Origin of the sequence: Pseudomonas sp. IT-P260 (genome assembly GCF_949768395.1) — a bacterium.
GTDB lineage: Bacteria > Pseudomonadota > Gammaproteobacteria > Pseudomonadales > Pseudomonadaceae > Aquipseudomonas > Aquipseudomonas parakoreensis.
The window spans coordinates 55,009-78,622 of the sequence record NZ_CATKPO010000007.1 but is presented as its reverse complement, the minus strand read 5'-3'; the positions used below and the strand labels follow the sequence as shown (position 1 = coordinate 78,622).

General features: G+C 60.9%; 23 protein-coding genes. 6 read left to right on the top strand and 17 right to left on the bottom strand.

The window, feature by feature from the left end; genetic code table 11:
- Positions 1-81: 81 nt before the first annotated feature.
- Together pgeF and rluD are read right to left on the bottom strand one after the other, a co-directional pair.
- Entirely contained in the window at positions 82-804 is a 723-nt protein-coding gene (pgeF, locus tag ACM6HV_RS05480; protein WP_145598280.1) for a peptidoglycan editing factor PgeF, read from the bottom strand.
- A complete protein-coding gene (gene rluD, locus ACM6HV_RS05475) occupies positions 801-1,763 on the bottom strand; it encodes a 23S rRNA pseudouridine(1911/1915/1917) synthase RluD (protein WP_047296633.1) in 963 nt (320 codons plus the stop codon). The genes pgeF and rluD overlap by 4 nt, the downstream gene beginning before the upstream one ends.
- A gap of 151 nt (positions 1,764-1,914) precedes the next feature.
- Between rluD and ACM6HV_RS05470 the strand changes: the two genes are divergently transcribed.
- The 4 genes from ACM6HV_RS05470 to ACM6HV_RS05455 all read left to right on the top strand — a co-directional run bounded on the left by ACM6HV_RS05470 (position 1,915) and on the right by ACM6HV_RS05455 (position 6,218).
- A complete protein-coding gene (locus ACM6HV_RS05470) occupies positions 1,915-2,937 on the top strand; it encodes an outer membrane protein assembly factor BamD (protein WP_041065336.1) in 1,023 nt (340 codons plus the stop codon).
- A gap of 125 nt (positions 2,938-3,062) precedes the next feature.
- Entirely contained in the window at positions 3,063-3,296 is a 234-nt protein-coding gene (locus ACM6HV_RS05465; protein ID WP_027612810.1) for a PP0621 family protein, read from the top strand.
- A complete protein-coding gene (locus tag ACM6HV_RS05460) occupies positions 3,286-4,875 on the top strand; it encodes a sensor histidine kinase (protein WP_414903739.1) in 1,590 nt (529 codons plus the stop codon). The genes ACM6HV_RS05465 and ACM6HV_RS05460 overlap by 11 nt, the downstream gene beginning before the upstream one ends.
- Positions 4,872-6,218 carry a sigma-54-dependent transcriptional regulator gene (locus tag ACM6HV_RS05455; RefSeq protein WP_108183840.1) on the top strand — a complete coding sequence of 449 codons (1,347 nt, stop codon included), beginning with the start codon at positions 4,872-4,874 and terminating at the stop codon, positions 6,216-6,218. The genes ACM6HV_RS05460 and ACM6HV_RS05455 overlap by 4 nt, the downstream gene beginning before the upstream one ends.
- 114 nt (positions 6,219-6,332) lie before the next feature.
- Here ACM6HV_RS05455 and thiO read toward each other — a convergent pair whose 3' ends face one another.
- From thiO to ACM6HV_RS05420, 7 genes are read right to left on the bottom strand one after another with little or no spacing between them, the layout of a single operon-like run.
- A complete protein-coding gene (gene thiO / locus ACM6HV_RS05450) occupies positions 6,333-7,433 on the bottom strand; it encodes a glycine oxidase ThiO (protein WP_414903710.1) in 1,101 nt (366 codons plus the stop codon).
- 58 nt (positions 7,434-7,491) lie between these two features.
- Positions 7,492-7,893 carry a type IV pilin protein gene (locus tag ACM6HV_RS05445; RefSeq protein ID WP_041065326.1) on the bottom strand — a complete coding sequence of 134 codons (402 nt, stop codon included), beginning with the start codon at positions 7,891-7,893 and terminating at the stop codon, positions 7,492-7,494.
- Positions 7,894-7,908: 15 nt separating this feature from the next.
- Positions 7,909-10,998 carry a pilus assembly protein gene (locus ACM6HV_RS05440; protein ID WP_414903709.1) on the bottom strand — a complete coding sequence of 1,030 codons (3,090 nt, stop codon included), beginning with the start codon at positions 10,996-10,998 and terminating at the stop codon, positions 7,909-7,911.
- Positions 10,985-11,464, bottom strand: coding sequence for a PilX N-terminal domain-containing pilus assembly protein (locus tag ACM6HV_RS05435; RefSeq protein WP_041065320.1), 480 nt, complete (start codon positions 11,462-11,464; stop codon positions 10,985-10,987). Before ACM6HV_RS05435 ends, ACM6HV_RS05440 begins: the two co-directional genes overlap by 14 nt.
- 11 nt (positions 11,465-11,475) lie before the next feature.
- Positions 11,476-12,189 carry a PilW family protein gene (locus tag ACM6HV_RS05430; protein ID WP_041065317.1) on the bottom strand — a complete coding sequence of 238 codons (714 nt, stop codon included), beginning with the start codon at positions 12,187-12,189 and terminating at the stop codon, positions 11,476-11,478.
- The gene (pilV, locus tag ACM6HV_RS05425; protein WP_414903708.1) at positions 12,186-12,635 is read right to left on the bottom strand and encodes a type IV pilus modification protein PilV; all 450 of its coding nucleotides are present in this window, start codon (positions 12,633-12,635) and stop codon (positions 12,186-12,188) included. The genes ACM6HV_RS05430 and pilV overlap by 4 nt, the downstream gene beginning before the upstream one ends.
- Entirely contained in the window at positions 12,632-13,105 is a 474-nt protein-coding gene (locus ACM6HV_RS05420; protein WP_041065311.1) for a GspH/FimT family pseudopilin, read from the bottom strand. The genes pilV and ACM6HV_RS05420 overlap by 4 nt, the downstream gene beginning before the upstream one ends.
- A gap of 131 nt (positions 13,106-13,236) precedes the next feature.
- Here ACM6HV_RS05420 and ACM6HV_RS05415 point away from each other — a divergent pair, with 131 nt between their 5' ends.
- Positions 13,237-13,806 (top strand): GspH/FimT family pseudopilin, encoded by a 570-nt coding sequence (locus ACM6HV_RS05415; protein WP_414903707.1) that lies wholly within the window; start codon positions 13,237-13,239, stop codon positions 13,804-13,806.
- On the opposite strand, the gene ispH is transcribed toward ACM6HV_RS05415, so the two are convergent.
- From ispH to murJ, 6 genes are all read right to left on the bottom strand, one after another.
- Positions 13,763-14,707, bottom strand: coding sequence for a 4-hydroxy-3-methylbut-2-enyl diphosphate reductase (gene ispH, locus ACM6HV_RS05410; RefSeq protein ID WP_145598284.1), 945 nt, complete (start codon positions 14,705-14,707; stop codon positions 13,763-13,765). The genes ACM6HV_RS05415 and ispH overlap by 44 nt on opposite strands.
- A 145-nt stretch (positions 14,708-14,852) precedes the next feature.
- Positions 14,853-15,290, bottom strand: a complete 438-nt coding sequence (fkpB, locus tag ACM6HV_RS05405) for an FKBP-type peptidyl-prolyl cis-trans isomerase (protein ID WP_414903738.1) — start codon at positions 15,288-15,290, stop codon at positions 14,853-14,855.
- 7 nt (positions 15,291-15,297) lie between these two features.
- Positions 15,298-15,810 (bottom strand): signal peptidase II, encoded by a 513-nt coding sequence (lspA, locus tag ACM6HV_RS05400; protein WP_007963824.1) that lies wholly within the window; start codon positions 15,808-15,810, stop codon positions 15,298-15,300.
- On the bottom strand, positions 15,803-18,634 hold the full coding sequence (ileS, locus tag ACM6HV_RS05395) for an isoleucine--tRNA ligase (RefSeq protein WP_145598286.1): 2,832 nt from the start codon (positions 18,632-18,634) through the stop codon (positions 15,803-15,805). The genes lspA and ileS overlap by 8 nt, the downstream gene beginning before the upstream one ends.
- A 13-nt stretch (positions 18,635-18,647) precedes the next feature.
- Positions 18,648-19,586 (bottom strand): bifunctional riboflavin kinase/FAD synthetase, encoded by a 939-nt coding sequence (gene ribF / locus ACM6HV_RS05390; RefSeq protein ID WP_003228347.1) that lies wholly within the window; start codon positions 19,584-19,586, stop codon positions 18,648-18,650.
- A 129-nt stretch (positions 19,587-19,715) separates the two neighbouring features.
- Positions 19,716-21,254, bottom strand: coding sequence for a murein biosynthesis integral membrane protein MurJ (gene murJ / locus ACM6HV_RS05385; RefSeq protein WP_414903706.1), 1,539 nt, complete (start codon positions 21,252-21,254; stop codon positions 19,716-19,718).
- Positions 21,255-21,506: 252 nt separating this feature from the next.
- Here murJ and rpsT point away from each other — a divergent pair, with 252 nt between their 5' ends.
- Complete coding sequence (gene rpsT, locus ACM6HV_RS05380; protein ID WP_003228351.1) at positions 21,507-21,779, top strand: 30S ribosomal protein S20; 273 nt, start codon at positions 21,507-21,509, stop codon at positions 21,777-21,779.
- Positions 21,780-21,899: 120 nt separating this feature from the next.
- Here the strand turns inward: rpsT and ACM6HV_RS05375 are convergent, their stop codons facing one another.
- Together ACM6HV_RS05375 and proB are read right to left on the bottom strand one after the other, a co-directional pair.
- Positions 21,900-22,367, bottom strand: coding sequence for a CreA family protein (locus ACM6HV_RS05375; protein WP_414903705.1), 468 nt, complete (start codon positions 22,365-22,367; stop codon positions 21,900-21,902).
- A 12-nt stretch (positions 22,368-22,379) separates the two neighbouring features.
- Positions 22,380-23,498 carry a glutamate 5-kinase gene (gene proB, locus ACM6HV_RS05370; RefSeq protein WP_041065290.1) on the bottom strand — a complete coding sequence of 373 codons (1,119 nt, stop codon included), beginning with the start codon at positions 23,496-23,498 and terminating at the stop codon, positions 22,380-22,382.
- Between the last annotated feature and the right edge of the window lie 116 nt (positions 23,499-23,614).

The following is a 23,614-nucleotide window of genomic DNA, read 5'->3' as shown; positions in this document are numbered from 1 at the left end:
AGAAACCTGCCAGATACCACTGTAGATGCGGTCGATTCTGGGAGATTCAAGCGTCGGGAGATTGATGTAGATCAGACAAGCTTAGCGGGTGAGCCAGACAAGGGAGGCAAAGCGCCCCGTGCGCGACGCACGGCGGTAAGAAAAGAAGCGCGGATCGGTCACCGTGCAGAAACCGCCACCATAAACCGCCGTGACACCTTTGGCCGCCAGACGCAGGCGCGCCAGCAGATAAATGTCAGCCATGAACTTGCCAGCATTGTGGCTGGGCACGAAGGCGGCTGCCGCTTCCGGCAGTTGCTTGACGAAGACTTCACGTACTTCCGGGCCGACTTCAAAGGCTTTCGGGCCGATGGCCGGGCCGAGCCAGACCAGCACGTCCGACGCAGCGGTGTCGAGATGATCGAGGGTGGCTTCCAGTACGCCGGCCGCCAACCCGCGCCAACCGGCATGGGCCGCCGCGACGCGAGTGCCGGCCCGGTTGCAGAACAATACCGGCAGGCAATCGGCAGTCATCGCCGTGCAGGCAATCCCGGGAGTTGCCGTCCAACTGGCATCGGCGGTGGCCACCACGCCCGGATCAGCATGAGCCACGACAATGCCGTGCACTTGCTGCAACCAGGCAGGCTTTATGGAGAAATGTTCGGTCAGACGCCGACGATTCTCGGCGACTGCGTCCGGGCGATCATCGACATGATCGCCCAGATTGAGGCTGTCGAACGGCGCCTCGCTGACACCTCCCTCGCGGGTGGTGACACAGGCCCTGACGCTGGCCGGCGCAGGCCAGTCCGGCGTCAGCCAGTTCATCCGACGAAGGCCTCGCGATCCTGCTTGAGCAAGGTCAGCAGCCAGACGAAATCTTCCGGCAGCGGCGATTCCCAGCTCATGCGTTCACCGGTGGTCGGATGATCCAGCTCAAGGAAGCGCGCGTGCAGCGCCTGACGCGGGAAGTGCTTGAGTGATTCGACCATGGTCGGGTTCGCCGCCGGCGGAATGCGGAAACGCCCGCCGTACGCCGGGTCGCCGACCAACGGGAAGTTGATGTGCGCCATGTGCACACGGATCTGGTGGGTCCGGCCGGTTTCCAGCTTGACCCGCACGTGCGTGTGGGACCGGAAACGCTCCAGTACGCGGTAGTGACTGACGGCCGGCTTGCCGCCTTCCATCACGGCCATGCGCTGGCGCTGCTGACCATGACGGCCGATCGGGGCGTTGATCTTGCCCCCGGCGGTCACCACACCGATCACGATGCACTCGTAGATCCGGCTGACGCTGCGGCTCTGCAGCTGGGCAACGAGCTTGGTCTGCGCCTGAATGGTCTTGGCCACCACCATCAGACCGGTGGTGTCCTTGTCCAGGCGATGCACGATACCGGCACGCGGGACATTGATGATGTCCGGCACGTGGTGCAGCAAGGCATTGAGCAAGGTGCCATCGGCGTGGCCGGCAGCCGGGTGCACCACCAGGCCCGCAGGCTTGTTGATCACCAGGATGTCGTCGTCTTCATAGACGATGTCGAGCTCGATGTCCTGGGCGATCCACTCGCCCTGGGCTTCCTGCTCGGCAGTCAGCTCAAGGACGGCACCGCCATGCACGATGTCGCGCGGGCGGATGACCGCCCCGTCCACAGTCAGGCGACCTTCTTTGATCCAGGCGGAAAGGCGCGAGCGTGAGTGCTCAGCGAAGAGTTGGGCGGCGACTTGATCGAGGCGTTGGCCGCCCAAATCGGACGGCACCTCTGCGCGAAGTTCAATTTTATCGGACATGCTCTGACTGGGCGTCGGCACAGCCTTTGGTTTCGGCTGCGCGCTTGTGGTTAAATACGGCGTCTTTTGCCCCGAGGCTTTTCAACGGGGCGCTCATCATAACAGGACGGCCCCGCCCAAGACAGCGGCCGTCATAGGGACGCAAGCCGCCATGCAAGTGAAACACCTGCTGCTGATCGCCATCCTCGCATTGACCGCTGCTTGCTCATCGAAGGAAGTCGTCGACGAAAACCTGAGCGAAGCCGAGCTGTACCAGCAGGCTCAGACCGACCTGGACAACAACAGCTACACCAGCGCCACGGCCAAGCTGAAGGCTCTGGAGTCGCGTTATCCGTTCGGTCGCTACGCGGATCAGGCACAGCTTGAACTGATTTATGCCAACTATAAAAACGCCGAGCCGGAAGCTGCCAAGTCCGCCGCCGAACGTTTTATCCGTTTGCACCCACAGCACCCGAACGTGGACTATGCCTATTACCTCAAGGGCCTGACCTCGTTCGACCAGGACGTCGGCCTGCTGGCGCGCTTCCTGCCGCTGGACATGACCAAGCGTGACCCGGGCGCTGCCCGCGACTCGTACAACGAGTTCGCCCAACTGACCAGCCGCTACCCGAACAGCCGCTACGCGCCGGACGCCAAGCAGCGCATGATCTACCTGCGCAACCTGCTGGCCGCCTACGAAATCCACGTAGCCGACTACTACCTGACCCGTCAGGCCTACGTCGCTGCCGCCAACCGTGGCCGTTATGTAGTGGAAAACTTCCAGGAAACCCCATCGGTCGGCGACGGCCTGGCGGTGATGACCGAGGCTTACCAGCGTCTGCACCTGGACGAACTGGCCGCTACCAGTCTGGAAACCCTGAAACTCAACTACCCGAATCACCCGAGCCTGCAGGACGGTCAGTTCGTGCCATCGGTTGCCGAAGCCGACAACCGCTCGTTCCTGAGCAAGGCGACTTTGGGCCTGATCGAGTCGCGTCCACCGCTGCCGCCGGGAGAAACCCGCGCCAACCAGGACGTGCAGAAGCAGTTCCAGGACGCGAAAGACGCGATCCCGAACGAGCTCAAGCCTAAAGACGAAAACGGCGACGTGATCGAGGAAGAGCGTCATGAAGCCGAAGGCAACAACGAAGATCGTTCGTGGTTCAGCTACATGACCTTCGGCGTGTTCGACTGATCACATCGGTTACATAAAAAGGGAGATCTGCGGATCTCCCTTTTTTGTGGCGGCGCGTTAATAGTCTGTGCGCCTGCCGGCTCCTTGGCTAAACTGCCGAATCATTAGCCGAAAAGCCGCCCATCATGCTTCGTTTACTGTTCTGGATTGTCCTGATTTTCGCCGCGGTATGGCTGTGGCGCAAATTCAAGGCGCCCGCCTCGTCTGCTCAATCGCCCCGCGAGCAAGACGCCGCACCGATGGTGCGCTGCGCCCACTGCGGCGTGCATCTGCCCCGCGACCGTGCGCTGAACCTTCAGCAACAATGGTATTGCAGCCAGGCTCATCTTGAGCAAGGCCCGGGCGCCAGTGATCGCTGAGGCCGCCAACGCCGACCGTAAACAGGCGCAGCGCCTGCTGCGTCTTTATCATCTTTACCGTTTGAGCGTCGGCATCACGCTGGTGCTGCTGATCTCCAGCAATATGGACAATCGCCTGCTGACGTCGGCCGACGACGATCTGCTGCGCAGTGGCAGCTGGTTGTATCTGGTGCTGAACATCCTGCTGGTGGTGTTTCTGGAAAATACCCGGCGGCCCTCGCAGCTGTTCAGTCTGGCGCTGGTGGATGTGCTGCTGTTGTGCAGTTTGTTCTACGCCGCGGGCGGGGTGGCCAGCGCGATCGGCAACCTGCTGATTGTCTCGGTGGCGATCAGCAACACCTTGCTGCGCCGGCGCATTGGCCTGCTGATCGCCGCCATCGGCGCACTTGGCATTGTCGGCTCAAGCTTCCTGCTGAGCTTGAGCCATCCCCTGAGCGCCAATGACTATCTGCAAGCCGGAACCTTGGGCGCCTTGTGTTTTGCCGCATCGCTGCTGGTTCAGGGTCTGATCCGGCGCCTGGAAGTCAGCGAAAATCTCGCCGAACAGCGCGCCAGCGAAGTCACCAGCCTTGAAGCCCTCAACGCTCTGATTCTGCAACGCATGCGTACCGGCATTCTGGTGCTCGACGAGCAGCGCCGGGTACAGCTGGCCAACCACAGTGCGAAGACGCTGTTGGCCCAGTCGCATCTTGAAGGCCATTTGATCAGCGACTATTCGCCGGCATTGGTCGAGCGCCTGCAACTGTGGCTGAGCAACCCGACCCTGCGCCCGCAGAGTCTGAAGATTCCCGGCAATGGCCTGGAACTGCAACCGAACTTCATCGCCCTCGATCAGAGCCCCAACCAGCAAACCCTGGTGTTCCTCGAAGATCTGGCGCAAGTCGCGCAGCAGGCCCAGCAACTCAAGCTCGCCGCGCTCGGGCGCCTGACCGCCGGCATCTCCCATGAAATCCGCAATCCACTGGGCGCCATCAGTCACGCCGCGCAGCTGCTGGGCGAGTCCGAGGAACTCGATGGTGCGGATCGGCGTCTGACGCAGATCATTCAAGACCACTCCCAGCGCATGAACCGAGTCATCGAAAACGTCCTGCAACTGTCGCGCCGCCAGCAGAGCGCCCCTCAGCGCCTGGATCTCAAGCCATGGCTGGAGCACTTCGTTGCCGAGAGCCGCGAACAGGCGAGCGAGCGGCAGTCGATTCATTTGCGGATCAATTCCGGGGACTTCATCACGTTGATGGATCCGGATCAGCTCACGCAGATTCTCGACAATCTGTTACGTAACGGCTGGCGCCACAGCGCCCTGCTGCACGAGCAGGCCGAGGTCTGGCTGGCGCTGTTCATCGACCCCGAGAGCCAGCTGGCGGTGCTTGAAGTCCAGGACAATGGCCCCGGTGTGCCGCTTGATCAACAACCGCATCTGTTCGAACCCTTCTTCACCACCAGCAGCCAGGGCACCGGCCTTGGGCTTTATCTGTCCCGTGAGCTGTGCGAAAGCAACCAGGCGCGCCTAGACTTCAAACCACGCCAAGGCGGCGGCTGCTTTCGCATCACCTTTGCTCACGGACGGAAACAAAGTTGAACACGAGCCCACGGCAAAAAATCCTCATCGTCGACGACGAGCCGGATATCCGCGAACTCCTGGAAATCACCCTGGGACGGATGAAACTCGACACCTTCAGTGCTCGCAACCTCGGCGAAGCCCAGGCGCTGTTACAACGCAATGCGTTCGACCTGTGCCTGACCGACATGCGCCTGCCCGACGGCACGGGGCTGGACCTGGTGCAGCACATCCAGCAACGTCATCCACAACTGCCGGTGGCGATGATCACCGCGTATGGCAGCCTGGAAACAGCGATCAATGCGTTGAAGGCCGGCGCCTTCGACTTCCTCACCAAGCCGGTTGATCTGACGCGCTTGCGTGAACTGGTCAGCACCGCGTTGCGCATGCCGGCGGTGGGCGGCGCCGGCACGTCGATAGATCGGCGCCTGCTCGGCGACTCGCTGCCCATGCGCGATCTGCGCAAACAGATCGACAAGCTGGCGCGCAGTCAGGCGCCGGTCTACATCAGCGGAGAATCGGGCAGCGGCAAGGAACTGGTCGCACGGCTGATCCACGAACAGGGACCGCGCGCCAGCAAGCCTTTTGTACCGGTCAATTGCGGGGCGATTCCGTCAGAGCTGATGGAAAGCGAGTTTTTCGGCCATCGCAAGGGCAGCTTCACCGGCGCGGTCGAGGACAAACCCGGGCTGTTCCAGGCCGCGCACGGCGGCACCCTGTTTCTCGACGAGGTGGCGGACCTGCCGCTGGCGATGCAGGTCAAACTGCTGCGGGCGATTCAAGAGAAAGCCGTGCGCAGTGTCGGCGGCCAGCAGGAAGCGGTGGTCGATGTGCGCATTCTCTGTGCTACCCACAAGGATCTCGAGGCCGAGGTCGCCGCCGGGCGCTTTCGCCAGGACCTGTATTACCGCTTGAACGTGATCGAACTGCGCGTGCCGTCCCTGCGCGAACGGCGCGATGACATTCAGGTATTGGCTGCGCACATGCTCCAGCGTCTGGCGGCAGGCAGCGGTCGAGCGGCGGCCCGCCTGCACCCACAGGCGCTTGAGGCGCTGAAGAGTTACCGCTTCCCGGGGAATGTGCGAGAGCTGGAAAACGTCCTCGAACGGGCGCACACGCTGTGTGAAAACCAGTTGATCGAGGCGGCAGACTTACGCCTCAGCGAAGGTAATTGCGCGGTCGAGGGCGGCATCGCCGATCTTACCCGGATCGACAACCTTGAGGATTATCTGGAGAACGTCGAGCGCAAGCTGATCCTGCAGGCGTTGGAGGAAACCCGCTGGAATCGCACGGCAGCGGCGCAGCGCTTGAGTCTGTCATTTCGCTCGATGCGCTATCGGCTGAAGAAACTCGGGCTGGATTGAGGGCCCCTTAGCGAGCAGGCTCGCTCCCACATTGGATTTTGTGACCGACAAAGATCAACTGTGGGAGCGAGCCTGCTCGCGAAAGCGATCTGCCAGGCTACAGAAAATATCAGACTAAATGCGACCTTCAGGTGCATACGGCGCCGGATCGATAATCGGCGTACGCCCGAGCATCACATCGGCAAACAACTGACACGACGCCGGCGCCAGCACCAGGCCGTTGCGGTAATGCCCGCAGTTCAGCCACAAACCGTCAAACCCCGGCACCCGGCCGATATACGGAATACCCTTCGGCGAACCCGGGCGCAAACCGGCCCAATGCCCCACCACTTCGGCCTCCGCCAGCGCCGGCAGCAACTCGACTGCCGAAGCCTTGAGACTCTCCAGCGCGACCTCGGTCGGGGTCTTGTCGAAGCCTTCGTGCTCCAGCGTGCTGCCGATCAGAATGTGCCCGTCGCGACGCGGAATCGCATAACGTCCCTTGGCCAGCACCATGCTCGGCAGGAAATCCGCTGCACACTTGTAGAGAATCATCTGGCCCTTGACCGGCTCCACCGGTAGCGTCAGATCCAATGTCTTGAGCAGTTCACCGCTCCATGCCCCGGCCGTCAGCACGATCTGCTCGCCGCGGATCAGGCCCTTGGACGTCTCGACGCCAATCACTCGCTCGCCTTCGCGAACAAACCCGCTGACTTCGCATTGCTCGTGAATCGTCACGTTCGGCAGCGCCAGCAACGCCGCTTTCAGCGACTTCACCAGCCGTGGGTTTCTGACGTTGGCCACATCGGCCATGTAGATCGCCCGGGCGAACCCGCCACCCAGCACCGGCACCGCGTCGTGCACCGCCGAGATATCCACAGCCCGCAGCGGACGGTTTTCCCGCTCGGCCCAGGCCAGTGCTTCGGTTTCATCTTCCAGATCCAGCCAGTACAGGCCGGTGGTGTGCACTTCGGGATCAACTCCGGTATCGGCAAACAGTCGCTCGCCCAGCTGTGGATAAAAATCCTGCGACCAATGCGCCAGCGCGGTGACGGCCGGGCTGTAGCGCCAAGGGTACAGCGGGGAAACGATGCCGCCACCGGCCCAGGACGATTCCTGGCCGACGTTCGAGCGATCCAGCAGCACCACGCTGCGCACTTCGGAGGCGAGGTTGTAGGCGGTCAGCAGGCCAATCACCCCGCCACCGACAATCACCACTTGCTGTTGCCTGGTCATGTTTGATCCAACCGTAATAAAGACAGCGGGCGCAAAGAGGCGCCCGTAAGAAGTTACCTCAGCGGCCCCAACAATCCTTGGTGGTCAGCCCGGTGGTAGCGTTGTTCATGCTTCTGACGCCGGTGTTGGTCAGGGTGAAATCCCCGCACTTGTCGGTCGCCATGGTCGTACCGGCCTTGCGGGTGGCGGTCAGCAGGAAGGTCTGGTCAGCGATCGTCGGGGTGATGGTGTAGAAATCATTGCCCGTGCTCAGACCGGTGATGCCGGTGTAGACGTTGTTTTTGGTGTAGAAGCGCTCGAGGATCTGCGCCTGTTCCGAAAGCAGCGACACCACTTCGGCGCGCCGGCCCTTTTTCAGGTACTCGGTGTAGCTCGGTGCGGCGATGGTGATGATGATCCCGATGATCGCAATCACGATCATGATTTCGATCAGGGTGAAGCCCCGGTTGAATCTGCGCATGCCTCAATCTCTCACTTACTGTATTTGTCGCCACATGATACGACGGCTGCCGCCACCGGGTTTTTCCACCAGCGTGGTCACGGTGCCACTGGAATCGTTGACGAACTTGCGAGTCCCGCCGTTGACGATGGCGTTCAGGGTCGGAATCCCGCCGGTGAACACCACGCCACTGGAGATCGTGTCGTTGCTGTCGACCACGCCATCGGAACTGGTGTCGAGCACCGCGTAGTTGAGCATCTTACCGCTGAACGCATCGAGTTCGACCAGTTTGCCGGTACCGAAACTGGCACAAGGGTCCGTGGTGTCGACACTGGCGGTGGTAAACACGATGCGTCCGAGCACCAGACTGGCCTGATTGATCACCCGCTCGCCAGTCAGCACATTGTTGTACACCAAAGGCAGATACCAGCCCTTCTCCCCCGGATAGGTCGTGTCGTTCTGGCTGGTAGTGATGAACTGCCCGGTGCTGCCGGAGAACACTCCGGTCACCGCCTGCGCCTGCAGACTGCTGACCGTCAACTGTCCGGAACCGCCGTCGGCATCCCACACCGAGTAGAACGCCTGCAAATCCTTGTTGGTCTTGTCGGCGGTCTCGTTGAATTTGCCGGTGCCGACGAAGATCTGTTTGCCCCCCAGCGAATTGTCCGCCAGCAGCGGCTGCGCGGTGATCGGCTGAGTCGCACCGCCCGCCGTGGTGAACAGTGGTTTGCCGGAAAACGCCACGCCCCAGCTGTCGGTCGACGTCGCGCTCAGATCGAATTTCCACAGGCGCCCTTTCAAATCACCGCCATAGGCGGCCTGCACCACGTTCGAAGAATTGACCTTGAGCTTGACCGACGACAGACCATTGGTGGTCTCGGTGCTGTCGATGACGATCTTCTTGATCAACGAACCGTCACGCACATCCAGCACATACAAAGCCGCCACTCCGGAGTTGCTGCCATAACCATTGGCAATGAACGCCGCCCAGCGACCGTCGGCCAAGCGTGCCACTTCCGGCCGCGCGTAGGCATAACCCAGATCATTAAATGCGTTGGCTGTGTTCGCTGTGGCGGGTGCGCTGACTTCCCACAAGGCATTAAGCACATTGCCCGCAGACGCGTCGAACAGTTGCAGCGCGTAGAAAGTCTTGCCGCCGGCACCGGTGCCGCCGATGGCCAGGGTTTTCCAGGCGCTGTTGATTTGCGCGTCATACACACCGACCTGACCGTCCACCAGAAACTTGTGGCTGACACCATTGATGTACGCCGGATCGGCAATCAGCCGTAGCGACGACAACACGCTGGACGGCATGTAGGCATAACGTCGAGTGCCGTTGGCCGAGTTGATCACGTTGACGAAGCCGTCGTTGGCATTCACCACCAGACTCGAATTCATGTTCGCTGCTTTGGTGGTCAGGTACGTGGTGTAAGTGGTGTCGCCCGACAGGTCGGAGGCGGTTTTATCACTGGGCGAAGCCAGCACCAGTGGCGAGTTGATGATGTCGCCGAGCAATACGCTGCGCACCTTGAGCCCGGTCTTGTTGGTGCCCTTGCTCCACTCCACCAGATCGCTGCCGCTGATGCCGGTGGGCAGGCTCTGACTGAGCGCCGTCTGTTGGGTCGCGGAAAAGTTGCCGTAGGCCAGCGTCACGGCGGCGTTGCTGCTGGTGTTCCACGATTGATAGGTCGGTGCGGTCGCGCCCGGGACGATAGTGGTATCGGTGGTCCACAGGGCCGCCGAGGTGTTCACCGCGCCCGCCGAAGTGAAGCCGAATGACTTGATCGTGCCACGCCAGTCCTTGGGGTCGTAGCTGGTCTGGAAATAACTGGTGCCACTGGCCAGCGTGGTGCCGCTGGTGACTCCCGCGCCGCCGGAACCGGCCTTGGAGGTGATATCGCTCAACGCCGAAGACAACGCGGTGTTGAGACCGGTGCTGTCGGTCGCCTGGTAATAGCGGCCCTGTCCGTAGCTGGCAGCGTCCGAGAGCATGTCGTTGTCGGCGGTAAAACCGACGGTGTAGGTATTCATGTTCTGCTTGGGAAAATCCACCGCGTTCCAGCTTTTGCCGGCAGCGTCGGTCCCCGTCGAACGCATGTCGATGTCGAAGGCGAATTTGGCAATGTCATCCAGATACAGCGTGTCACCCTCGTTATCGCCATTGAGGTTGTTGCCGTCATTGTTGATGCCGTCCCAGTTCGGCAGACGACTGCCACCCAACGGATCATTGCTCGGGAAGCTGCGGTCGTAAGTCGGCAAACCGTCGGTGATGACCACGCCGTAGTTTTTCTGGCAGCGGTACTGGATCGGACTGGTGTAAGTCGTCGGCGTGCTGTTGTAGTACGGCGCCATGCCGCGCATGTAGCGGGTGATTTCGTAGTAGGTTTCCGCCAGCGGCGTGTTGGCCACGGCACCTAAAGCGTTAATCGAGGAAATCAGCGCGTTGTAGTTGGTGTCGGCCTGCGCCTGGGTCACGCTGCCGGACACCGGAGACAGGTCGCTGATGGCGCGGGCGATGTATCCACCATTCCCGGGATTGTTGTTGGTGACCGGGTTGAAGGTCGACAGGCCCATGCGCAAGTTACGGTTGCTGGTGACCAGGGCGGTGGACACGTTGCGCGCGACGTTGATCCGGTAGTCGTTGGGAATCGCCCCGGTGGTGAAGTCGCGGGTGCCATTGTTGATCGCCAGACTGACCACATAAGAAATGTAATCCCCCGTGTAACGCGTATTGCCGCCGCCTACCGGATCAGGCAGTTTCAGGCACAGCGGTGCAATGCTGTTGTTGTAGAAGGCGAAGGCGCCGCCGGAACAACCGGATGTCGGCAGGTTCGATAAAAATACCGGATCGCCGGTAATCGCGGGCGCATTCAATGCCGAACACAGGCCAAGGAACGCATTGCACTGCCGGGCCGGGGTGCGCGTGACGTTCGGGTCGAATCCTGCCGCGTAAATGATGCTGTTCATACTGCCGGAATCGTCGATCAGCAACATCACGTTGGGCGGCACCGCCGCTGCGCTCAAGAGTGGCGAGTCGGACGGCGTGAACGCATACGCCGGCGCCGCCAGATACAAGCCCAGCAGCATGCCGGTCAACAGTGTCCGGCAGCGCTCAATACTTCGCATAGACACTCTCCACCACACTGCGAGAAGTGCCAGCGATACCGACCGCAGTGACCCGATACAGGGTCGCCGACGTGTTGCTCGGCACGTTGACCGCCGTCAGAGTGGTACCGATATTCTGTACACCATAAAAGCCGTTACCGGCTGCGATCCACGTTACGCCGGAAGTCGAATTGAGCCCCGCCGCACTGACCACCGAGGACTCTGCTGGCGGCGCACACTGCGTGGTATTGGCACACACCGCCAGCGAGTAACTGTCGAGCTGCACCGCACTCTCGCCGATACGCAACGCGGCCTCGGCGGTCTGGAACGACTGATTGCGCAGGCTGACGCTGCCGGCCATTTTTTCCTGCAGGTTGGCGCTCTGCATCGAGGACAGCCCGATCAAGGTCAACAGCAACAGGAACACCAGACTGACCAGCAGCGCCATTCCGCGCTGGTTTTGCCGCTGGTTGAATGCAACTTTCATCAGCCCGGCCCTCACTGCAAGCGGTTGCGCAACGCGGCAACCACGTTGAAGGTTTGATTGGCCACCCGATTGTTCGGGTCGGTGAGGGTCAGGCTCAGGCGCACACTGCGGATACGCGCCGGATCGCTGGGGTTGGCGCTGTAGGAGGAAGCCGCGACGTCGGTGGCGGACGCGGCCAGGCCGAAGGTCACATTGAAGGCACTGACGTTATTCACCAGCACCTGTTGGGTCGGGGTGCCACTGCCGGTGCCCATGAGAATCTGGTTGTTGCTGAAGCTGTAGATCAAGCGGCGGATCGGAAAGGCGATCTGCCCGCTCGCCGCCGCCCGCAACCCGGTATAGGCCGTGGCGCTGTTGCGGCAATCGGAGAGCACCGTCCAGGTCGGTGTGCCGCCACTGCCGCCAACATCGGCGGTGACCAGGGTCAGCTTGAGGTTGCTGTTGTCCCAGTTGATCGGCGTGACCTGCGCCGCGTAGAAATCCCCTGCCGAACTCGCGTCAGTAATCGTGCCCAGGCAGCCAAACATGCCGACCATGCGCAGTTCCTGGATCATCTTGCTCAGGACAAAACGCGCGTCTTCCTGCATCGCAGCGGCGGTGTTCTGGCTGACGTAAGTGTTTTTGGCTGCAAGGAACGTCTGCACCACCCCCAGTACGATGATCAGCCCAAGCGCCAGCGCGATGAGCATTTCGATCAGGCCGAACCCCCGCTGATCATGCTTCATGGCGTGGCCACCGGATCGACCGTGGCGCGACTGGTCAGAACGAAGCTGCGTGTGGTGCCGGTGGCATTCGCGGCCCGCGAGTCATTCCAGTTGATGGTGATGGTGTACACCCGCTGATTGAGGGTGATCGTGCCCGTGGCGGTGGGCCCGCCGAAATTGACGATGTTGGTGGTGAAGTCGTAAAGATCCTGATCGCGGGCCACGCTGAGATTGCCCGAGGTCGGCGGCGTCACCGTGTAGTCGGCGGCAGCGTTGGCGCGGATGCGGTCCATCATGTCGTAGGCGATAAAACTGGCCTGACTGGTCATCCGTGAACTGTCAGTGTATTTCAGCGCATTGAGCTGCACGGCGGCTGCGCCCAATATCCCGACCGTCAGAATCAGCAACGCGACCAGCACTTCGATCAGCGACATGCCTTCCTGTGCCTGTGTGCTCCCTGCCCTCATCCGCAACTTCCACCCGATTGAATTCGTCCGTTCAGACACACGTTCAGCGTCCTGCTTTGCGTTCCCAGCACATAACTGATGACCACCGCCGTCGACGGCGCCGCCAGGCCACCCAGATTATTGAAATCCAGTGCGGACACTCCTGAGGGTAGCGTCAGAGTCGCGCCGCTGCTCATCGCTGGAACAACCCGCAATACATTGGCCGCAGTGCCAGTACCGTCGTAGACCGACAATTCGCCGGTCCACACGCTGCCGCCGGCGCTCGGGCGCAAGCGTGTGGTCACGCCGCGATCAATCGCCTCCAGCCGCGCAAAGTTGATGGCACGCTGCAGGTCGCCCATTTCCGTATCGGCCTTGCTGCTCTGGATCGAGCGGGTGAAACCCGGAACCGCCAGGGTGATGAGGATCACCAACACGGCGACCGCAGCCAACAACTCGGGCAGCGTGAAACCTTTTGTACGATGATCCATCGATGCCCTCCGTTGCCGTCGGCTATACCTGCTTCTACAAACTAGAACATTCAACCGGCCTGCGTCGGTTGATTTGCCCTGCCCGACGAAAAGGGTCGTGCCGGGCTTCATGCTCCACGGAGGGAGTCGTCATGCCGCAACAGGGTTTCAGCCTGATCGAATTGCTTATGGGACTGGCGATTGGCGCAATTGTTCTGTCACTGGTCAGCCCGGCGTTCGCCGCCTTCACCGAATCAACCCATCGCGAGCAAGCAGCGCGGTCACTGCTCGAGGGCATTCGCAACGCCCGCACCCTGGCCATCACCCGCAATCAGAGTGTGGTAATCCATGGCATCGATGGCGACTGGAGTCAGGGCTGGCGGATCATTCTGGATCTCAACGGCAAGGGGCCGCAGGACCGCAGCAATCCGCTGCTGGTTGAACATGCGAGTGACGGACGAATACCGATCGTCGGCAATTGGGCGGTGAGTCGTTATGTGCGTTTCAGCAGTCTGGGACAACCGCTGATGCCCGGGCGGGCGTTTCAGGCGGGGACGCTACATATCTGCTCGGCACGCGAACCGGTCAGCCAACTCCAGGTGGTGCTGGCGGCAACCGGTCGGGTGCGCCTGACCAGCGCAAAGGCTGAGCAGGCGCTGTGCCTGAAGACGAAGAACGTCAGATCGAGCGGACGCGCAGCTCTTTCGGCATCGAGAAGGTGATGTTCTCTTCGCGGCCGGCCAGCTCATCGGCACCCGTGGCGCCCCAGGCCTGCAACTGCTGGATCACGCCGCGAACCAATACTTCCGGCGCGGAGGCTCCGGCGGTGATACCGATGCGCCCAACGCCATCGAACCAGCTTTTCTGCAGGTCTTCGGCGCCGTCGATCAGGTAGGCCGGCGTGGCCATGCGTTCGGCCAGTTCACGCAGGCGATTGGAGTTGGAGCTGTTCGGGCTGCCCACCACCAATACCACGTCACATTCGTCGGCCAGTTGCTTGACCGCGTCCTGACGGTTTTGCGTGGCGTAGCAGATGTCGTCCTTGCGCGGACCACCGATGGCCGGGAAACGTGTGCGCAAGGCATCGATCACGCGACTGGTGTCGTCCATCGACAGGGTGGTCTGGGTCACGAACGCCAGTTTTTCCGGGTTACGCACCTGCAGTTCGGCCACGTCTTTTTCATCTTCGACGAGGTAGATCGCGCCGCCATTGCTGGCGTCATACTGGCCCATGGTGCCTTCGACTTCCGGGTGGCCGGCGTGGCCGATCAGGATGCACTCACGGCCGTCGCGGCTGTATTTGGCGACTTCGATGTGCACCTTGGTCACCAGCGGGCATGTGGCGTCGAATACCTTCAGGCCACGGCCGGCGGCTTCATTGCGCACAGCCTGGGAAACGCCGTGGGCACTGAAGATCACGATGACGTCGTCCGGCACTTGATCCAGTTCTTCGACGAAGATCGCGCCACGGTTGCGCAGGTCTTCGACGACGAACTTGTTGTGCACCACTTCATGACGCACATAGATCGGCGGCCCGAAGACTTCAAGGGCGCGGTTGACGATTTCGATCGCCCGGTCCACGCCGGCGCAGAAGCCACGGGGGTTGGCGAGTTTGATTTGCATGCTGTGCCTCGTGTCTTGCGCGCAAGAAATAGCGAAAACGGTTGAAAACATTGTGGGAGCGAGCCTGCTCGCGAAGGCAGTGTGTCAGACAACAGCGATGTTGAATGTCAGTCAGCATTCGCGAGCAGGCTCGCTCCCACATTTTTTACAGCGCTTTGACGTTGATGATCTCGACGTCAAAGGTCAGCGTCTTGCCGGCCAGCGGATGGTTGAAGTCGATGGTCACTTGCGCGTCGTCGAACGTTTTCACCACACCCGGCAACTCAGTATTGGCCGCATCGTTGAAGATCACCAGCAAACCCGGCGACAGTTCCATGTCGACGAACTGCGAACGCGGGATGATCTGTACGTTTTGCGGGTTCGGCTGGCCGAAGGCGTTTTCCGGCTCGACGGTCAGCGTACGCTTGTCGCCGGCCTTGAAGCCGAACAATGCCGCTTCGAAACCCGGCAGCAGGTTGCCGTCGCCGACCTTGAAGGTCGCCGGGGCTTTGTCGAATGTGCTGTCGACCGTGTCGCCGTTCTCCAGGCGCAATGCAAAGTGCAAAGTGACTTCCATGTTCTGGCCGATGCGTTGCTCAGCCAATACCTGTTCAGTCATGAACGGCTTCTCCGGTTTTCTTCGATTTGAACATGTCCAGTGCCAGCATCACCGCACCCACGGTGATGGCGCTGTCGGCGAAGTTGAACGCCGGGAAGTACCAGCGGTTCTGCCAGTGCACCAGAATGAAGTCGATCACATGGCCCAGGGCAATGCGGTCATACAGATTGCCCAGCGCGCCACCCAGCACCAGCGCCAAGGCGACGGCCAGCCAGGTATCGTTGCGTCCCAGACGCTTGAGCCAGACCACCAGCACCGCACTGACCACGATCGCGATCAAGGCGAACAGCCAGCGCTGCCAGCCGGAGCTGTCAGCCAGGAAGCTGAACGCCGCGCCGGTGTTGTAGGCCAGGGTCCAGCTGAAGTAATCGGGAATGATCACGATCTGCTGGAACATTTCGAGCTTGCCTTCGAAGTAGAACTTGCTGGCCTGGTCGATGACCAGAACCAGCAAGCTCAACCAGAGCCAGCTCAGCCGTCCGAAACGGCCAACGGCATTAGGCATAGTGACGAACCTCGCCGGCGCCGCTGATGTTGTCGACGCAACGACCGCAGATTTCCGGATGCTCCGGGTTCACGCCGACGTCTTCACGGCAGTGCCAGCAACGGGCGCACTTCGGGAAGGCCGATTTGACGATCTTCAGTTTCAGGCCGCTGACTTCGGTGGCTACCGCGTCCGCAGGTGCCTGAACGAAAGGCGCCACGCTGGCAGTCGAGGTGATCAGGACAAAGCGCAGCTCGTTGCTCAGCTTGGCCAGGTCGGCACTCAGCGCCTCTTCGGCGAACAGCGTCACTTCGGCTTGCAGGTTGCCACCGACGGCTTTGGCCGCACGCTGGATTTCCATCTCTTTGTTGACCGCTACCTTCACTTCCATGATGCGATCCCAGTAGGCGCGACCCAGCTCGAAGCCTTCCGGCAGCTCGGTCAGACCTTCGTACCAGGTGTTGAGCATCACCGATTCGTTGCGCTCGCCCGGCAGGTACTGCCACAGCTCGTCGGCGGTGAACGCGAGGATCGGCGCGATCCAGCGTACCAGCGCTTCGGAGATGTGGAACAGCGCGGTCTGGCACGAGCGACGTGCCTTGCTGTCGGCGCCGGTGGTGTACTGGCGATCCTTGATGATGTCGAGGTAGAAACCACCCAGCTCCTGCACGCAGAAGTTGTGGATCTTCGAGTAAACGTTCCAGAAACGGTATTCGCCGTAGTGCTCTTGCAATTCGCGTTGCAGCAGCAGCGTGCGATCCACCGCCCAGCGATCCAGCGCCAGCATGTCTTCAGCCGGCAGCAGGTCGGTGGCCGGGTTGAAACCGGTCAGGTTGGAAAGCAGGAAGCGCGCGGTGTTACGGATACGGCGATAGGCGTCCGCGCTGCGTTGCAGGATCTGCTCGGACACCGCCATTTCGCCGGAGTAGTCGGTCGAAGCGACCCACAGACGCATGATGTCGGCGCCCAGGGTGTCGTTGACTTTTTGCGGCGCGATCACGTTGCCGAGCGATTTGGACATCTTGCGCCCGGACTCATCGACGGTGAAACCGTGAGTCAGCAGCTCGCGGTACGGCGCGTGGTTGTCGATGGCGCAACCGGTCAGCAAGGACGAGTGGAACCAGCCGCGGTGCTGGTCGGAACCTTCCAGGTACAGGTCGGCGCGCGGGCCGCTCTCGTGGCCCATCGGGTGCGAGCCGCGCAGGACGTGCCAGTGGGTGGTGCCCGAGTCGAACCAGACGTCGAGGGTGTCGCTGATCTTGTCGTATTGCGGGGCTTCATCGCCCAGCAGTTCGGCAGCGTCGAGTTTGAACCAGGCTTCGATGCCTTCGACTTCGACGCGCTTGGCGACTTCTTCCATCAGCTCCACGGTACGTGGGTGCAATTCGCCGCTTTCCTTGTTCAGGAAGAACGGGATCGGCACGCCCCAGTTGCGCTGACGGGAGATGCACCAGTCCGGGCGGTTGGCGATCATCGAGTGCAGGCGCGCCTGGCCCCAGGCCGGCACGAATTTGGTGTCTTCAATGGCTTTGAGCGAGCGCTGACGCAGGGTGTCGCCGCTGACTGGCTCTTTGTCCATGCCGATGAACCACTGCGCGGTGGCGCGGTAGATCAGCGGGGTCTTGTGGCGCCAGCAGTGCATGTAGCTGTGTTCGATGACGGTGGTGTGCATCAGCGCACCGACTTCGGTCAGCTTGTCGACGATGGCCGGGTTGGCCTTCCAGATGAACTGGCCGCCGAAGAATTCCAGCGACGGCACGTACACGCCGTTGCTTTGCACCGGGTTGAGGATGTCATCGTTGACCATGCCGTATTTCTTGCAGGTCACGAAGTCGTCCACACCGTAGGCCGGAGCGGAGTGAACCACACCGGTGCCGGCGCCCAGCTCGACGTAGTCGGCCAGGTACACTGGCGACAGGCGGTCGTAGAACGGGTGACGGAAATTGATCAGTTCCAGCGCCGAACCTGGCGCAGTAGCCAGTACGGTGCCTTCAACGCCGTAACGGGTCAGGCAGGATTCAACCAGCTCTTCAGCCAGGACGAGCAGCTTGTCGCCGATATCCACCAGCGCGTAGTTGAACTCAGGATGAACGTTCAGCGCCTGGTTGGCCGGGATGGTCCACGGGGTGGTGGTCCAGATCACGATCGAGACAGGCTTGCCCAGCGACGGCAGACCGAACGCGGCGGCCAGTTTGGCTTCGTCGGCGATCGGGAACGCCACGTCGATGGTCGAGGACTTCTTGTTCTCGTACTCGACTTCGGCTTCGGCCAGCGCCGAACCGCAATCGAAGCACCAGTTCACCGGCTTGAGGCCCTTGAACACGAAACCGCCCTTGACGATTTCGGCGAGGGCGCGGATTTCACCGGCCTCGTTCTTGAAGTCCATGGTTTTGTAGGGGTTGGCGAAGTCGCCGAGCACGCCGAGGCGGATGAACTCGGTCTTCTGCCCTTCGATCTGCTCGGTGGCGTAGGCACGGCACAGCTCGCGGGTCTTGTCCGCGCCCAGGTTCTTGCCGTGGGTCACTTCAACCTTGTGCTCGATCGGCAGGCCATGGCAGTCCCAACCCGGAACATACGGCGCGTCGAAACCCGACAGGGTTTTCGAGCGGATGATCATGTCCTTGAGAATCTTGTTCAGTGCGTGACCGATGTGGATCGTGCCGTTGGCGTACGGAGGGCCGTCGTGCAGGACGAACTTCGGACGATCCTTGCCAATCTCGCGCAACTTTCCGTACAGGCCAATACTGTCCCAGCGCTGCAGAATCTGCGGTTCGCGCTGTGGCAGGCCGGCCTTCATTGGGAAGGCGGTGTCCGGAAGGTTTAGCGTGGCTTTATAGTCGGTCATTTAAGGCTCTTCATTAGCGATGGGCGCTAGGTGCGGCTAGTGCACGGGCGGCGGCGACATCCGCGTTGATCGCCGTTTTCAGTGCCTCCAGGGAGGCGAAACGCTGCTCTTCACGCAGCTTTTGGTGGAAAACCACCGTCAGACGCCGGTCATACAGATCGCCGGCAAAATCCAGTAGATGAACTTCAAGGTGGGCTTTGCCGTCACCTTGGACCGTGGGCCGCACGCCGATGTTGGCGACGCCGGGCCAGGTCTTGCCGTCGATGTCCACATCCACCAGGTAAACCCCGGTGAACGGCACGCGACGACGCTTGAGTTGAATGTTGGCAGTGGGCGTACCCAGTTGCCGGGCCAGCTTCTGACCATGCAGCACGCGACCGGCAATCCGGTACGGACGGCCGAGCAAGCGTTCGGCCAAGGCAAAATCGGCGGCGGCCAACGCATTGCGCACCTGGGTGCTGCTGACGCGAATGCCGTCCAGCTCAACGGTTTGTGCGGCTTCCACGGTAAAACCGTGAACTTGGCCGGCCTGCAGCAGAAAATCGAAATCGCCAAGGCGATCGCAGCCAAAGCGGAAATCGTCGCCGACTTCCAGATGCTGCACGCCGAGGCCGTCCACCAAAATAGTATCGACGAACTCACTGGCGCTGAGCTTGCTCAAGCGCTGGTTGAATGCCAGGCACAACACCCGGTCGACACCTTCGGCAGCCAGCAGCTGCAGCTTGTCGCGCAAGCGGGCCAGACGTGCCGGCGCGGTCTCCGGGGCAAAGAACTCCCGGGGCTGCGGCTCGAAAATCACCACGCAGCTGGGTACGCCCAACTCAAGCGCACGCTCACGCAGCCGGGCTAGGATAGCCTGGTGACCACGGTGAACACCGTCAAAGTTGCCAATAGTGGCGACGCAGCCCCGATGCTGGGGGCGCAAGTTGTGGAGGCCTCGAACCAGCTGCATAACGCGCTTCTTGCTCATAAAGTGGTCGATTATAACCACACCCGACGGTCGACGACAGGCAACACCGTAACGCAAAGTGCTCGAGCCGACAAAACTGCCAGCCCGTGCCCGTATTTAATGGCTGAAACCTCAGCTCAAGGCCTTGCGATTGAAGTCACGCAGGCGGAAACCGAGCAGCAGCAACATACCGAAATACGCCACCACACCGGCAACCACCAACGCCCCCAGACGCAGGAAGCGCTCCAGCATGTGCCCCTGATCCCAGGCCGGCATGAAATGCATGCCCAGCAGCAGCACTGCCGACATCACCGCCACCGCTACCACCAGCTTGAAACCGAACATGTACCAGCCCGGTTGCGGCTGATACATCTTTTGCTTGCGCAGTTGATAGAACAGCAACCCGGCATTGAGGCAGGCCCCTGCACTGATCGCCAGCGCCAGACCGGCGTGAGCCAGCGGGCCGATCAACACCAGATTGAACAGCTGCGTGCACAACAGCGTGAAGATTGCGATTTTCACCGGGGTGCGGATGTTCTGTTGCGCATAAAAGCCCGGCGCCAGCACTTTGATCACGATAATCCCCAGCAGACCGACAGAATAGGCAATCAGCGCACGCTGGGTCATGGATGCATCGAACGCGCTGAATTGCCCGTACTGGAACAGAGAAACGGTCAGCGGTTCGGCGAGAATCCCCAGCGCCAATGCACACGGCAGCACCAGCACAAAGCACAGGCGCAGGCCCCAGTCGAGGATCCGCGAATACTCGTGGCGATCCTTGCTCGCGTAGGTCTTGGCCAATGTCGGCAGCAGAATCGTGCCCAGCGCCACACCGAGCACGCCGGACGGCAGCTCCATCAAACGGTCGGCGTAATACATCCACGACACCGACCCGGCCACCAGGAACGAAGCGAAAATGGTGTTGATGATCAGCGAAATCTGACTCACCGAAACGCCAATGATCGCCGGCAACATCTGTTTCATCACTCGCCAGACGCCGGTATCACGCAGGTTCAGGCGTGGCAGCACCAGCATGCCGATTTTTTTCAGGTGCGGCAGTTGATAGAGCAACTGCGCCAGACCACCGACCAGCACCGCCCAGCCCAGCGCCATGACCGGCGGGTCGAAATACGGCGTCAGGAACAACGAAAACACGATCATGCTCACGTTGAGCAGGGTCGGCACAAAAGCCGGCACCGAAAAACGGTTCCAGGTATTGAGAATCGCCCCGGCCAGCGAGGACAGGGAGATCAGCAATATATAAGGGAACGTCACCCGCAACAGGTCGGAGGTGAGCTGGAATTTTTCCGGCGTGTCGGTAAAACCGGGAGCCGTGGCCCAGATCACCCACGGCGCAGCAATCATCCCCAGCGCGGTAACCAGCGCCAGCACCAGGGTCAGCAGGCCGGAAACGTAAGCGATAAAGGTGCGAGTCGCCTCTTCGCCCTTCTGGCTTTTGTATTCGGCCAGAATCGGCACGAAGGCCTGCGAGAACGCACCCTCGGCGAAGATTCGTCGCAGCAGGTTGGGCAATTTGAAGGCAATGAAAAAGGCGTCCGTCGCCATTCCGGCGCCGAAGGTGCGAGCGATGAGCGTGTCACGGACGAACCCCAGAATCCGGGAAAGCATCGTGATAGAGCTGACAGCGGCCAACGATTTGAGCAGATTCATTGAGGAAATTAGTGCCTGTCGATAAACAGCAGGCGAACAATGCGCCCACTTGTGCGATACTCCGCGCCGCAACAGCACAGAGCCAAAGCTCGCGAGTTTACAGGTCAAGCGCCGGAAATAAATATCCCGCCTCTTTATACCTACCACTTAGCGGAACGTTTCAAGCGCCCTTGACAAGACTTCTCTTCATCGGCATGATTCGCGGCCTATTTTGTTTGCTATTTCCTAAAAAGTCTTTCGAGGAGCTCGACGGTGGCCAACTCACCTTCCGCCAAAAAACGTGCAAAACAGGCTGAGAAGCGTCGCAGCCACAACGCCAGCCTGCGTTCCATGGTTCGTACCTACATCAAGAATGTAGTTAAAGCCATCGACGCAAAAGACGCTGAAAAAGCTCAAGCTGCATACGTTCTGGCTGTGCCAGTTATCGACCGTATGGCCGATAAAGGCATCATCCACAAGAACAAGGCTGCTCGTCATAAGAGCCGTCTGAATGGCCACGTCAAGGCACTGAAAGAAGCTGCTTAATCGACGTAGTCATTAAAAAACCGACCTTAGGGTCGGTTTTTTATTGCCTGCAATTTGATCAACGCAGGGCAAAAAAATGCAGGAGCGAGCAAGCTCACCCCTGCAATTGGCTTTGCGCTGTTACTGCTGGACCGGTACCCACGGCACGATCGGAATTGCGGTTACCGCATTCTGCGGACTCCCTTCGATCATGCGATCGCTGTAAACCAGGTACACCAGCGTATTGCGCTTCTTGTCGAGGAAACGCACCACCTGCATGGTCTTGAACACCAGCGACGTGCGCTCCTTGAACACCTCGTCGCCATCCTTCAGCTCGCCCTTGAACTTGATCGGACCAACCTGACGACAGGCAATCGACGCCTCAGCGCGATCCTCGGCCAGACCCAGACCACCCTTCACCCCACCCGTTTTGGCGCGAGACAGGTAGCAGGTCACGCCGTCGACTTTCGGATCATCGAAAGCCTCGACTACGATTCGGTCATTCGGGCCGACGAACTTGAATACCGTCGACACCTGACCGATTTCCTCGGCCGAGGCCAGTAATGGCAACGCCATCAATAGCCCCAACAATCCTTTTGCCATGCGCATGCGTAATTTCCCTTAGACCAGAATCAGGTTGTCACGGTGAACCAGTTCCGGCTCAGCCATGTAGCCCAGCACGCCGACAATCGCATCCGACGACTGACCGATGATTTTTTGCGCCTCAAGCGCACTGTAGTTGGCCAGGCCACGGGCGATCTCACGACCATCAGGTGCCACGCAGACCACCATTTCGCCCCGGCGAAAACTGCCCTGGACCAGTTTCACACCGACCGGCAACAGACTCTTGTGGCCCTGCGACAATGCCGACACCGCACCTTCGTCCAGCACCAGCGTGCCGCGAGTTTGCAGATGCCCGGCCAGCCACTGCTTGCGCGCCGCCAGCATGCCGCGCTCAGGCGACAGCAGCGTACCGATGCGCTCGCCAGCCTTCAGGCGATCGAGCACTCGCTCCAGACGCCCGCCGACGATGATGGTATGCGCCCCGGAACGCGCTGCCAGACGCGCCGCACGCAGCTTGGTCTGCATGCCGCCACGCCCCAGCGCACCGCCGGTGCCACCCGCCACCGCATCCAGGGTCGGATCATCGGCGCGCGCCTCGTAAATCAGTTGCGCATCAGGGTTATTGCGCGGATCAGCATCGAACATGCCGTCGCGATCGGTGAGGATCACCAGCAGATCAGCCTCGACCAGATTGGCCACCAGCGCTGCCAGCGTGTCGTTGTCGCCGAAACGAATTTCGTCGGTGACCACCGTGTCGTTTTCGTTGATCACCGGGATGACTTTCAGCTCGACCAGTGCACGCAGGGTGCTGCGGGCGTTCAGGTAGCGCTTGCGGTCGGACAGGTCATCGTGAGTCAGGAGAATCTGCGCGGTGTGCCGGCCATGCTCGGCAAAGCTCGATTCCCAGGCCTGCACCAGGCCCATCTGACCGATTGCCGCGGCAGCCTGGAGCTCGTGCATCGCACTGGGTCGCGCGGTCCAGCCGAGACGACTCATGCCGGCAGCCACAGCACCGGAAGACACCAGCACCAGCTCGACACCCGCCTCATGCAAGGCCACCATCTGCTCGACCCAGACACTCATTGCCGCGCGATCCAGCCCTTTGCCATCAGCTGTCAGCAAAGCGCTGCCGATCTTCACGACCCAACGCTGCGCACCTGTCACCTTGCTCCGCATCATCTTCAACCTTAGCTTGAGGGCAGCGCGACCCAGCGCCGCCCATGTCGTTATTTGTGACTTGCGATTTCCAGATACTAAAACGCCGCTCGATTGAGCGGCGCTTAAGTTTACTG